The organism is Pseudomonas sp. App30, from assembly GCF_047947025.1.
Classification (GTDB): domain Bacteria; phylum Pseudomonadota; class Gammaproteobacteria; order Pseudomonadales; family Pseudomonadaceae; genus Aquipseudomonas.
In genome coordinates, this window is record NZ_CP133165.1 from 3,025,132 (window position 1) to 3,037,621 (window position 12,490).

Here is a 12,490-nt window from a genome sequence, read left to right on the forward strand (position 1 = left end):
TCCTAGGCTTGGCACGTCTCTGGGCCTGGGTTGACCAGGCGCTCCAGGGAAGCACGATCCAAAATTTCTGTATCCAGTTTGATATAGATGGCGGCTTCTTCTGCCACCACCACTGCATCTGTTACACCCGGTACTGCCTTGAGGCGCTCGGTGAGGCCCGCTTCGCGTATCGCCTCTGGCGACAGGGGCAAGCGCAGGCTCGTCACGTACGGTGGTTCACGCATAGTAACAGCTATGGCCAACCAAATCGCCAACAGCCCGGCGCAGCCGATGAATACCACATTCAAGCCGCCGTGCTGGAACAACCAGCCACCGAGGATGCCACCCAGGGCCGCGCCCAGGAACTGGCTGGTGGAGTACACGCCCATGGCCGTGCCCTTGCCGCCGGCCGGCGACACCTTGCTGATCAGCGACGGCAGCGAAGCTTCCAGCAGGTTGAAGGCGGTGAAGAACACCACGGTGCCAACCACCAGTTCCGTCAGCGTGTTGCCGAAGGCCCAGAAAAACAGCTCGGTGAGCATCAGGGTGGCGACCGCACCAATCAGCACGCGCTTCATCTTGCGCTTTTTTTCGCCGTAGATGATGAACGGAATCATCCCGAAAAAAGATACCAGCAAGGCGGTCAGGTAAACCCACCAGTGCTGCTCTTTCGGCAGCCCGGCGCGCTCCACCAGGGCCAGCGGCAAGGCCACGAAGCTCGCCATCAGGATGGCGTGCAGCACGAAGATCCCCACGTCCAGGCGCAGCAGGTCCGGGTGCTTGAGGGTCGGCAGCAGCGCCTGCCGGGCCACGCCCGACTCACGGTGGGTGAAGTGGCTGGAGGCACTGGGCACCACGAAGGCGATCAGGGCGATACCCACCAGGGCCATCACCGCGGTGACGATGAACAGCCCGGACAAGCCGAACGCGCGCGTCACCAGCGGGCCCACCACCATGGCCACGGCGAACGACACGCCGATGCTCATGCCGATGGTGGCCATGGCCTTGGTGCGGTGCTGCTCGCGGGTCAGGTCCGACAGCAGGGCCATGACCGCCGCGGAAATCGCCCCGGCGCCTTGCAGCACCCGACCGGCGATGACGCCCCAGATGGAGTCGGCATGGGCCGCCAGCAGGCTGCCCAGGGCAAAGATCACCAGGCCGATGTAGATCACCGGGCGACGGCCGATGCGGTCGGAAATAATGCCGAATGGAATTTGCAGGAATGCCTGGGTCAGGCCGTAGGCGCCGATGGCGAAGCCGATCAGGGCCGGGGTGGCGCCGGCCAGGTCCATGCCGTAGGTGGCCAGTACTGGCAACACCATGAACATGCCCAGCATGCGGAATGCGAACACCAGGGCCAGGCCGCCAGCCGCGCGGGTCTCGCTGCCGCTCATGCGTTCGCTGTGGAGATCGTGCATGGAAAAACCTCGTGTGAACCGGCGGCGATTCTACCAGTCCCAACGATAGAGGGGGTATATGGCGACGCTTTGCCGCGCAGTTGTCATGTATGGCATCAGGGATGTCATCCGATAGTGTGCATCCATCCAGTATTTGGCTTTATACTCCTGTGTTTACGCCCGCCGTGCGAGGCCACTCTTGGACAAGATCCTGATTCGTGGGGCTCGAACCCACAACCTGAAGAACATCGACCTGACCCTGCCACGGGACAAGCTGATCGTCATCACCGGGCTGTCCGGCTCCGGCAAGTCATCGCTGGCGTTCGACACGCTGTACGCCGAGGGCCAGCGCCGCTACGTGGAGTCGCTGTCGGCCTACGCGCGGCAGTTCCTGTCGATGATGGAAAAGCCCGACGTCGACACCATCGAAGGCCTGTCGCCGGCCATCTCCATCGAGCAGAAGTCGACCTCCCACAACCCGCGCTCCACGGTCGGCACCATCACCGAGATCTACGACTACCTGCGCCTGCTGTATGCACGCGTAGGCACGCCGCGTTGCCCGGACCACGACATCCCCCTGGAAGCCCAGACCGTCAGCCAGATGGTCGACCTGGTACTGGCCCAGCCCGAAGGCAGCAAGCTGATGCTGCTGGCGCCGGTGATTCGCGAGCGCAAGGGCGAACACCTGGCTATCTTCGAGGAGCTGCGCGCCCAGGGCTTCGTCCGTGCGCGCATCAACGGCCGCCTGCACGAGCTGGATGAACTGCCCAAGCTGGACAAGCAGAAGAAGCACACCATCGAGGTGGTGGTGGACCGCTTCAAGGTCCGCGAAGACCTGCAACAGCGCCTGGCCGAGTCGTTCGAGACCGCGCTGAAGCTGGCCGACGGCATCGCCCTGGTGGCATCCATGGACGAGGAGCCGTTTGAGGAGATGATCTTCTCGGCGCGCTTCGCCTGCCCCATCTGCGGCCACGCCATCAGCGAGCTTGAACCCAAGCTGTTCTCCTTCAACAACCCGGCCGGCGCCTGCCCGACCTGCGACGGCCTGGGCGTGAAGCAGTTCTTCGACGCCAAGCGCCTGGTGAACGGCGAGTTGACTCTGGCCGAGGGCGCCATACGCGGCTGGGACCGGCGCAACGTCTACTACTTCCAGATGCTGGGCTCGCTGGCCTCGCACTACAAGTTCAGCCTGGAGAAGCCGTTCAACGACCTGCCCGCCGACAAGCAGAAAATCCTGCTGCACGGCAGCGGCAGCCAGAACGTCGACTTCAAGTACCTCAACGACCGCGGCGACATCGTCAAGCGCTCGCACCCGTTCGAAGGCATCGTGCCGAACCTGGAACGCCGCTACCGCGAGACCGAGTCGGCCACCGTGCGCGAAGAGCTGGCCAAGTTCCTCAGCACCCAGCCCTGCCCGGACTGCCGCGGCACGCGCCTGCGCCGTGAAGCGCGGCACGTGTGGGTGGGCGAGAAGACCCTGCCGGCCGTCACCGGCCTGCCGATCGGCGACGCCACCGACTACTTCGAAGGCCTGAGCCTGACCGGTCGCCGTGGCGAGATCGCCGACAAGATCCTCAAGGAGATCCGCGAGCGCCTGCAGTTCCTGGTCAACGTGGGGCTGGACTATCTGACCCTGGACCGCAGCGCCGACACCCTGTCCGGCGGCGAGGCCCAGCGCATCCGCCTGGCCAGCCAGATCGGCGCCGGCCTGGTGGGGGTGATGTACATCCTCGACGAGCCGTCCATCGGCCTGCACCAACGCGACAACGACCGCCTGCTGGGCACCCTCAAGCACCTGCGCGACATCGGCAACACGGTGATCGTGGTCGAGCACGACGAAGACGCCATTCGCCTGGCCGACTACGTGGTGGACATCGGCCCGGGCGCCGGCGTGCACGGCGGTAACATCGTCGCCGAGGGCACCGCCCAGGAGGTCATGGACCACCCCGACTCGCTGACCGGCAAATACCTGTCGGGCCGCGTGAAGATCGCGGTGCCGGCCGAGCGCACGCCGCGCAACAAGAAGCTGCAACTGACCCTCAAGGGCGCCCGCGGCAACAACCTGCGCAACGTCGACCTGGAAATCCCCATCGGCTTGCTGACCTGCGTCACCGGTGTGTCCGGCTCGGGCAAGTCGACGCTGATCAACAACACCCTGTTCCCGCTCAGCGCCACCGCCCTGAACGGCGCCACCACCCTGGAAGCCGCGGCCCATGACAGCTGCGACGGCCTGCAGCACCTGGACAAGGTGGTGGACATCGACCAGAGCCCCATCGGCCGCACGCCACGCTCCAACCCGGCGACCTACACCGGACTGTTCACGCCGATCCGCGAGCTGTTCGCCGGCGTGCCGGAATCGCGCTCGCGCGGCTACGGCCCGGGGCGCTTCTCGTTCAACGTCAAGGGCGGCCGCTGCGAGGCGTGCCAGGGCGACGGCCTGATCAAGGTGGAGATGCACTTCCTGCCCGACATCTACGTGCCGTGCGACGTGTGCAAGAGCAAGCGCTACAACCGCGAGACCCTGGAGATCAAGTACAAGGGCAAGAGCATCCACGAGGTGCTGGAAATGACCATCGAGGAAGCCCGCGAGTTCTTCGATGCCGTGCCGGCCCTGGCGCGCAAACTGCAGACGCTGATGGACGTGGGGCTTTCCTACATCAAGCTGGGCCAGTCGGCGACGACCTTGTCGGGCGGCGAGGCGCAACGGGTCAAGCTGTCCCGCGAGCTATCCAAGCGCGACACCGGCAAGACCCTGTACATCCTCGACGAACCCACCACGGGCCTGCACTTCGCCGACATCCAGCAGCTGCTGGACGTGCTGCACCGCCTGCGCGACCACGGCAACACCGTGGTGGTGATCGAGCACAACCTGGACGTGATCAAGACCGCCGACTGGATCGTCGACCTGGGGCCGGAAGGCGGCTCCAAGGGCGGCATGATCATCGGCTGTGGCACCCCGGAGCAGGTGGCGGAGATGAAGCAGTCCTACACTGGGCACTACCTCAAGCCATTGCTTGAGCGTGACCGCGCGTAAACCTGCTGACGCGGCCTGCGGCCGCTGCTACATCGCGAAAGGACCACCGCGTAGTATTGATTCCACGCGGTGCCCTTTTCGCGGATGAAACCGAATGGCCGGCCCAGCTCCCATAAAGACAATCCCGTAGCAGCGGCCGCAGGCCGCGTCAAAGCCCCCCACAGAATGAAAAAGCCCCGCCATCGTGAGATGGCGGGGCTTTTTTCGTGCCGCGTCGCTTAGAACTGCGACTGCAGGTAGTTCTGCAGGCCGATGGACTTGATCAGGCCCAACTGCTTCTCCAGCCAGTAGGTGTGATCTTCCTCGGTGTCGGACAGCTGCAGCCGCAGGATGTCGCGGGTGACGTAGTCCTTGTGCTGCTCGCACAGGGCGATGCCCTTGCACAGCGCAGCGCGCACCTTGTACTCCAGGCGCAGGTCAGCTTCGAACATGCTCGGTACGTCGGTGCCGATGTCCAGGTCGTCGGGGCGCATGCGTGGCGTGCCCTCGAGCATCAGGATGCGGCGCATCAAGGCGTCGGCATGACCTGCCTCTTCTTCCATCTCGTGGTTGATGCGCTCGTAAAGCTTGCTGAAACCCCAGTCCTCGTACATCCGCGAGTGGATGAAATACTGATCACGCGCAGCCAGCTCGCCGGTCAGCAGCGTGTTCAGATAATCGATTACGTCCGGGTGCCCTTGCATCGCCCTACATCTCCTTGCTTGAAAGTGGATAGTTTGAACCAAGGCCGAGCGAACGTCACGGAGAGAAAGCTGAAAAATCGCAAAAAAGCAGAGAAAACCAGATGATTGGCAGCGAAAAACCGCCCAAATGAGGGCGGTTCTCCTTAGCATTTCGACTTAGCCGCGTTTTGCTTCCAACGCGCGGGCAACACCCTCGCCGTAGGCCTGGTCAGCCTGGTAGAAGTACGGCAACTGACGCTCGATCACATCGCCGGAAACGCCACTCATTGCGTTAGCGATGTTGTCGATCAGCAAGGCTTGCTGCGCTTCGTTCATCAAACGGAACAGCGCGCCGGCCTGGCTGAAGTAGTCGCCGTCAGTGCGGTGATCGTAGCGGTCTGCTGCACCGCTCAAGGCCAGCGACGGTTCGGCGTATTGCGGCGCCTGTTTGGGCGCATCGCTGTAGCTGTTGGGCTCGTAGTTCGGCGCTGCGCCACCGTTGCTGCCAAACGCCATGGAGCCGTCACGCTGGTAGGAGTTCACCGGGCTGCGTGGCGCGTTCACCGGCAACTGCTGGTGGTTGGTGCCTACACGGTAGCGGTGCGCGTCGGCGTAGGCGAACACGCGGCCTTGCAGCATACGGTCCGGCGACAGCCCCACGCCCGGCACCATGTTGCTCGGCCCGAACGCCGCCTGCTCGACTTCGGCGAAGTAGTTCTGCGGGTTGCGGTTGAGCTCCAGCAGGCCCACCTCGATCAGCGGGAACTCCTTCTGCGACCAGGTCTTGGTCACGTCGAAGGGGTTCTCCCGATGCGCGTTGGCCTGGGCCTCGGTCATGACCTGGATGCACACGCGCCATTGCGGGTACTCACCGCGCTCGATGGCTTCGAACAGGTCACGCTGGGCGTAGTCCGGGTCGGTGCCGGCGATGCGCGCAGCGTCGGCCGGGGCCAGGTTCTTGATGCCCTGTACGCTCTTGTAGTGCCACTTGACCCAGTGGCGCTCACCTTTGGCGTTGATCAGGCTGTAGGTGTGGCTGCCGAAGCCGTGCATGAAGCGGTAGCCGTCCGGGATGCCGCGGTCGGAGAAGAGAATGGTGACCTGGTGCAGCGCTTCCGGCGAGTGCGACCAGAAATCCCACATGGCCTGGGCGCTTTTCAGGTTGCTTTGCGGCAGGCGCTTCTGGGTGTGGATAAAGTCGGGAAACTTCAGCGGATCGCGGATGAAGAACACCGGCGTGTTGTTGCCGACGATGTCCCAGTTGCCTTCCTCGGTGTAGAACTTGAGGGCGAAGCCGCGTGGGTCGCGCTCGGTGTCGGCCGAACCACGCTCGCCACCCACGGTAGAAAAGCGCAGGAAGGTCGGAGTCTGCTTGCCCACGTCCGAGAACAGCTTGGCGCAGGTCAGGTCAGTGATGTCGCGGGTCACGGTGAAGGTGCCGTAGGCGCCCGAACCCTTGGCGTGCACGCGGCGCTCAGGGATGTTCTCGCGGTTGAAGTGCGCGAGCTTTTCGATCAGGTGGAAGTCGTCCAGCAGCAAAGGCCCACGGGGACCGGCGGAACGCGAATTCTGGTTGTCGGCTACGGGGGCGCCGCTGGCGGTGGTGAGAATCTTGCTCTGGCTCATGCTGTGTCTTCCTCTGTCAGACCTGATATGACCGGGCTAATCGGCTTCGGTGGTCAGTATCATTTAGAGGGGTTACAACATCTAATTTATAGATCTTTTGTGCTCGATAGATTTTCGCAATGTCTCGCGAACGAGTAATAGACGGGCACAAAAAAACCGGGCACTAGGCCCGGTTTTCTTGAACAGCTTTTTCGTCTTACTCAGCAGCTTCTACAGCGCCGCCGACAGGACGATCGACCAGCTCGACGTACGCCATAGGAGCGTTGTCGCCAGCGCGGAAACCGCACTTCAGGATGCGCAGGTAGCCGCCTTCACGGGTGGCGTAGCGCTTGCCCAGGTCGTTGAACAGTTTGCCAACCATTTCTTTCGAACGAGTACGGTCGAAAGCCAGACGGCGGTTAGCAACGCTGTCTACCTTGGCCAGGGTGATCAGCGGCTCGGCAACGCGGCGCAGTTCCTTGGCTTTCGGCAGGGTAGTCTTGATCAGCTCGTGCTCGAACAGCGACACCGCCATGTTCTGGAACATAGCCTTGCGGTGAGAGCTGGTACGGCTCAGGTGACGTCCACTTTTACGATGACGCATGGTTCATTCCTTACCAAACTTACGTTCGGTGATTACGACGATCAGGCAGTCGCCTTGTCGTCCTTCTTAAGACTTGCAGGCGGCCAGTTGTCGAGGCGCATGCCGAGGGACAGACCGCGGGAGGCCAGAACGTCCTTGATTTCAGTCAAGGATTTCTTGCCCAGGTTCGGAGTCTTCAACAGTTCTACTTCGGTACGCTGAATCAGGTCGCCGATGTAGTAAATGTTTTCCGCCTTAAGGCAGTTAGCCGAACGTACAGTCAGTTCCAGATCGTCAACCGGGCGAAGCAGGATCGGGTCGATCTCATCTTCTTGCTCGATTACAACAGGTTCGCTGTCACCTTTGAGGTCCACGAACGCAGCCAGCTGCTGTTGCAGGATGGTTGCGGCGCGACGGATAGCCTCTTCAGGATCCAGGGTACCGTTGGTTTCCAGATCAATTACCAGCTTGTCCAGGTTGGTACGCTGTTCGACACGGGCGTTTTCCACCACGTATGCGATACGGCGAACCGGGCTGAACGAGGAGTCCAGCTGCAAGCGACCAATGCTGCGGCTTTCGTCTTCATCGCTCTGACGCGAATCGGCCGGTTCATAACCACGACCACGAGCTACAACGAGCTTCATGTTCAAGGCGCCGTTAGACGCCAGGTTGGCGATTACGTGATCGGGGTTAACGATCTCGACATCATGATCCAGCTGAATATCGGCAGCGGTAACCACCCCCGAACCCTTCTTCGACAAGGTCAGCGTAACTTCGTCACGACCGTGCAGCTTGATAGCCAGACCTTTCAGGTTCAACAGGATTTCGATTACGTCTTCCTGTACACCTTCGATGGCGCTGTACTCGTGGAGCACACCGTCAATCTCGGCCTCGACTACTGCACAGCCGGGCATTGAGGACAACAGGATGCGGCGCAGCGCGTTGCCCAGGGTATGGCCGAAACCACGCTCGAGAGGCTCGAGCGTGATTTTAGCGCGGGTTGGACTGACGACCTGCACATCAATGTGGCGGGGCGTCAGGAACTCATTTACCGAAATCTGCATGGATGCACCTATTTTCTAGCCCTTACTTGGAGTAGAGCTCGACAATCAGGCTTTCGTTGATGTCGGCGGACAGATCACTGCGAGCAGGAACGTTCTTGAAAACGCCCGATTTCTTCTCAGTGTCAACGTCTACCCACTCAACGCGGCCACGCTGGGCGCACAGCTCAAGGGCCTGAACGATGCGCAGCTGGTTCTTCGATTTCTCGCGAACCGCGACCACGTCACCCTGACGAACCTGGTAGGACGGGACGTTTACAGTCTTGCCATTAACGCTGATCGCTTTGTGCGAAACCAGCTGGCGGGACTCGGCACGGGTAGCACCGAAGCCCATACGGTAAACGACGTTGTCCAGACGGCATTCGAGCAGTTGCAGCAGGTTCTCACCAGTAGCGCCTTTCTTGCCGGCTGCTTCTTTGTAGTAACCGCTGAACTGACGCTCGAGAACGCCGTAAATACGACGGACCTTCTGCTTTTCACGCAGTTGGGTGCCGTAGTCGGACTGGCGACCGCGGCGCTGGCCGTGGATACCTGGGGCTGCTTCGATATTGCACTTCGATTCCAGAGCGCGAACGCCACTTTTCAGGAACAGGTCAGTGCCTTCACGACGAGCCAGTTTGCATTTTGGACCAATGTAACGAGCCATTATCTATCGTCTCCTGAATTACACGCGGCGCTTCTTCGGCGGACGGCACCCGTTATGCGGGATTGGCGTCACGTCGGTGATGCTGGCGATCTTGTAGCCGCAGCCGTTCAAAGCACGGACAGCGGATTCACGACCTGGACCTGGACCTTTGACGTTTACGTCGAGGTTTTTCAGGCCATATTCCAGCGCAGCTTGACCAGCACGCTCAGCAGCTACTTGAGCAGCGAACGGGGTGGACTTGCGGGAACCGCGGAAACCCGAACCGCCGGAGGTAGCCCAGGACAGGGCGTTACCTTGACGATCGGTAATGGTCACGATGGTGTTGTTGAAAGACGCGTGGATGTGGGCGATGCCATCAACCACTGTCTTTTTTACTTTTTTACGAGGACGAGCAGCAGGTTTTGCCATGACTAGATTCCTGTCGATTCGCTGGTGCGATTACTTGCGGATCGGCTTACGCGGACCTTTACGGGTACGCGCGTTGGTCTTGGTACGCTGACCGCGTACTGGAAGACCACGACGATGACGCAGGCCACGGTAGCAGCCCAGATCCATCAAGCGCTTGATTTTCATGTTGATTTCGCGGCGCAGATCACCTTCAGTGGTGAACTTCGCCACTTCGCCACGCAGCTGTTCAATCTGCTCGTCGCTCAGATCCTTGATCTTTGCGGCTGGGTTGACCCCAGTGTCTGCACAGATCTTCTGTGCAGTTGTGCGACCAACACCATAGATGTAGGTCAGCGAGATAACAGTGTGCTTGTTATCTGGAATGTTGACGCCTGCAATACGGGCCATTCAGTGGGACTCCAATTGACAGCTACCTACGCCCCGGAAGCCAAGAAATAGGGCGCGAGATAATATCGCTGTAATAACAAATAATCAACCCAGCAGCGCACTAGCTGCTGGGCTTGTAGCACAGATCACACTCAGCCTTGGCGCTGTTTGTGACGTGGTTCCGCGCTGCAAATTACTCGAACGACACCTTCGCGGCGAATAATTTTGCAGTTGCGGCACAGCTTTTTCACCGATGCACGAACTTTCATCACCAACTCCTCGAACCTTATGGGTCTTCAGCGCAGCAAACCGCTGCCGCCGTAGCCCTTCAGGTTGGCTTTCTTCATCAGGGATTCGTACTGGTGTGAAACGAGGTGCGATTGTACTTGGGACATGAAGTCCATCACAACCACTACCACGATCAGCAACGAGGTCCCGCCAAGGTAGAACGGTACGTTTGCCGCGACCACCAGGAACTGGGGAAGCAGACAGACGGCCGTCATGTAGAGAGCACCGAACATGGTCAAACGGGTCAGAACGCCATCAATGTAGCGCGCCGACTGCTCGCCAGGACGGATGCCCGGAATAAAGGCACCGGACTTCTTCAGGTTTTCCGCTACGTCTTTCGGATTGAACATCAACGCCGTATAGAAGAAGCAGAAGAAAATAATCCCTGCACTAAACAGCAGAATATTCAACGGCTGACCAGGAGCGATCGACTGCGAGAGATCCTGCAGCCAGCCCATACCAGCAGACTGACCGAACCAGGCACCCAGCGAAGCCGGGAACAGCAAAATGCTGCTCGCGAAAATAGCAGGAATCACACCCGCCATGTTCACTTTCAGCGGCAAGTGGCTCGTCTGCGCGGCGAAGACCTTGCGGCCCTGCTGACGCTTGGCGTAGTGAACAGCAATACGACGCTGACCACGCTCGATGAACACCACGAAACCGATAATCGCTACTGCCAGCACACCGACAGCTACCAAGGCGAAAATGTTGATATCACCCTGACGCGCAGACTCGAAAGACTGCCCGACTGCTCTCGGAAGACCGGCGACGATACCCGAAAAAATCAACATCGAGATACCGTTGCCAACACCGCGCTCGGTAATCTGCTCGCCCAGCCACATCATGAACATCGCACCTGCCACGAAGGTGGCGACTGCGACGAAATAGAAGCTAATGCCTGCAGAGAACGAAACACCCTGGTTGGCCAAGCCAATGGCCATGCCAGTTGCTTGAACCAAAGCCAGGATGACGGTGCCGTAGCGGGTGTACTGGCTGATCTTGCGACGGCCAGCTTCACCTTCCTTCTTCAACTGCTCCAGCTGCGGGCTGACGACGGTCATCAGTTGCATGATGATCGATGCCGAGATGTACGGCATGATCCCCAGTGCAAAGATGCTCATACGCTCCAGCGCGCCGCCGGAAAACATGTTGAACAAGCTAAGAATGGTCCCCTCATTCTGTCGAAACAGGTCCGCCAGACGGTCCGGGTTGATACCTGGAACTGGGATGTGCGCGCCGATTCGGTAGACGATAATCGCCAGGAACAGGAAACGCAGACGAGCCCAGAGTTCGGACAACCCGCCTTTGCCTAGCGCTGAGAGAGCACCTTGCTTAGCCATTTATTCCTCGAACTTGCCGCCAGCTGCTTCGATAGCCGCACGCGCACCTTTGGTGGCTGCGATGCCCTTGATGGTGACTGCGCGAGTAACTTCGCCCGACAGCATGATTTTCACACGCTGAACGTTCTGGTTAATCACGTTGGCATCCTTCAGGGACTGAACGGTTACCACGTCGCCTTCCACTTTGGCCAGCTCGGACAGACGCACTTCTGCGCGGTCCATGGCTTTCAGGGAAACGAAGCCGAATTTCGGCAGACGACGGTGCAGCGGCTGTTGACCGCCTTCAAAGCCTGGAGCAATGGTGCCACCGGAGCGCGAGGTCTGACCTTTGTGACCACGGCCACCAGTCTTACCCAAACCGCTACCGATACCACGGCCCGGACGATGCTTCTCGCGACGGGAACCCGGCGCTGGACTCAGATCATTGAGTTTCATCGATTAGCCCTCAACGCGCAGCATGTAGTAAGCCTTGTTGATCATCCCGCGGTTCTCGGGAGTATCCTGGACTTCTACAGTGTGACCGATGCGACGCAGACCCAGACCCTTAACGCACAGTTTGTGGTTAGGGATGCGGCCGGTCATGCTTTTGATCAGCGTAACTTTAACGGTAGCCATGATCAGACGATCTCCTCAACGCTCTTGCCGCGCTTGGCAGCAATGGACGACGGGGATTGCATGGTTTTCAGACCCTTGAAGGTGGCGTGTACCACGTTCACTGGGTTGGTCGAACCGTAGCACTTGGCCAGGACGTTCTGAACACCAGCAACTTCCAGCACGGCACGCATGGCGCCGCCGGCGATGATACCGGTACCTTCCGAAGCAGGCTGCATGTAGACCTTCGAAGCGCCGTGGGCGGATTTCAGGGCGTACTGCAGAGTGGTGCCGTTCAGGTCCACTTGAATCATGTTGCGACGAGCAGCTTCCATAGCCTTCTGGATCGCAGCAGGCACTTCACGCGACTTGCCACGGCCGAAGCCTACACGGCCCTTGCCATCACCAACCACGGTCAACGCGGTGAAGGTGAAGATACGGCCGCCTTTAACGGTTTTGGCTACGCGGTTAACTTGAACCAGCTTCTCAATGTAGCCTTCGTCGCGCTTTTGGTCGTTATTTGACATAAC

At 60.1% G+C, this 12,490-nt stretch carries 14 protein-coding genes; 1 reads left to right on the forward strand and 13 read right to left on the reverse strand.

Annotated elements, in window-relative coordinates; all coding sequences use genetic code 11:
- Nucleotides 1–2: 2 nt before the first annotated feature.
- Nucleotides 3–1,397, reverse strand: a complete 1,395-nt coding sequence (locus RAM80_RS14030) for an MFS transporter (RefSeq protein ID WP_416427113.1) — start codon at nucleotides 1,395–1,397, stop codon at nucleotides 3–5.
- Nucleotides 1,398–1,575: 178 nt separating this feature from the next.
- Here RAM80_RS14030 and uvrA point away from each other — a divergent pair, with 178 nt between their 5' ends.
- On the forward strand, nucleotides 1,576–4,410 hold the full coding sequence (gene uvrA / locus RAM80_RS14035) for an excinuclease ABC subunit UvrA (RefSeq protein WP_416427114.1): 2,835 nt from the start codon (nucleotides 1,576–1,578) through the stop codon (nucleotides 4,408–4,410).
- A gap of 218 nt (nucleotides 4,411–4,628) precedes the next feature.
- On the opposite strand, the gene bfr is transcribed toward uvrA, so the two are convergent.
- The 12 genes from bfr to rpsE form a co-directional block, all read right to left on the reverse strand.
- On the reverse strand, nucleotides 4,629–5,093 hold the full coding sequence (gene bfr / locus RAM80_RS14040; protein WP_416427115.1) for a bacterioferritin: 465 nt from the start codon (nucleotides 5,091–5,093) through the stop codon (nucleotides 4,629–4,631).
- A 156-nt stretch (nucleotides 5,094–5,249) separates the two neighbouring features.
- The gene (locus RAM80_RS14045) at nucleotides 5,250–6,698 is read right to left on the reverse strand and encodes a catalase (protein WP_416427116.1); all 1,449 of its coding nucleotides are present in this window, start codon (nucleotides 6,696–6,698) and stop codon (nucleotides 5,250–5,252) included.
- Nucleotides 6,699–6,894: 196 nt separating this feature from the next.
- Nucleotides 6,895–7,281: a 50S ribosomal protein L17 gene (rplQ, locus tag RAM80_RS14050; protein WP_158154260.1), complete on the reverse strand. Its 387-nt coding sequence runs from the start codon at nucleotides 7,279–7,281 to the stop codon at nucleotides 6,895–6,897.
- Nucleotides 7,282–7,322: 41 nt separating this feature from the next.
- Complete coding sequence (locus tag RAM80_RS14055) at nucleotides 7,323–8,324, reverse strand: DNA-directed RNA polymerase subunit alpha (RefSeq protein WP_007924176.1); 1,002 nt, start codon at nucleotides 8,322–8,324, stop codon at nucleotides 7,323–7,325.
- 22 nt (nucleotides 8,325–8,346) lie between these two features.
- Nucleotides 8,347–8,967, reverse strand: a complete 621-nt coding sequence (gene rpsD / locus RAM80_RS14060; RefSeq protein ID WP_008374133.1) for a 30S ribosomal protein S4 — start codon at nucleotides 8,965–8,967, stop codon at nucleotides 8,347–8,349.
- 18 nt (nucleotides 8,968–8,985) lie between these two features.
- A complete protein-coding gene (gene rpsK / locus RAM80_RS14065; protein WP_002555466.1) occupies nucleotides 8,986–9,375 on the reverse strand; it encodes a 30S ribosomal protein S11 in 390 nt (129 codons plus the stop codon).
- 30 nt (nucleotides 9,376–9,405) lie between these two features.
- Nucleotides 9,406–9,762 (reverse strand): 30S ribosomal protein S13, encoded by a 357-nt coding sequence (gene rpsM / locus RAM80_RS14070; protein WP_008374135.1) that lies wholly within the window; start codon nucleotides 9,760–9,762, stop codon nucleotides 9,406–9,408.
- Nucleotides 9,763–9,893: 131 nt separating this feature from the next.
- A complete protein-coding gene (gene rpmJ / locus RAM80_RS14075; protein WP_002555468.1) occupies nucleotides 9,894–10,010 on the reverse strand; it encodes a 50S ribosomal protein L36 in 117 nt (38 codons plus the stop codon).
- 27 nt (nucleotides 10,011–10,037) lie between these two features.
- Nucleotides 10,038–11,369, reverse strand: a complete 1,332-nt coding sequence (gene secY, locus RAM80_RS14080) for a preprotein translocase subunit SecY (protein WP_416427117.1) — start codon at nucleotides 11,367–11,369, stop codon at nucleotides 10,038–10,040.
- Nucleotides 11,370–11,804, reverse strand: coding sequence for a 50S ribosomal protein L15 (gene rplO / locus RAM80_RS14085; protein ID WP_010220318.1), 435 nt, complete (start codon nucleotides 11,802–11,804; stop codon nucleotides 11,370–11,372). It abuts the gene before it with no gap.
- Between the two features lie 3 nt (nucleotides 11,805–11,807).
- Nucleotides 11,808–11,984 carry a 50S ribosomal protein L30 gene (gene rpmD / locus RAM80_RS14090; protein ID WP_003176408.1) on the reverse strand — a complete coding sequence of 59 codons (177 nt, stop codon included), beginning with the start codon at nucleotides 11,982–11,984 and terminating at the stop codon, nucleotides 11,808–11,810.
- Nucleotides 11,985–11,986: 2 nt separating this feature from the next.
- Nucleotides 11,987–12,487 carry a 30S ribosomal protein S5 gene (gene rpsE / locus RAM80_RS14095; protein WP_416427118.1) on the reverse strand — a complete coding sequence of 167 codons (501 nt, stop codon included), beginning with the start codon at nucleotides 12,485–12,487 and terminating at the stop codon, nucleotides 11,987–11,989.
- Nucleotides 12,488–12,490 lie beyond the last annotated feature (3 nt).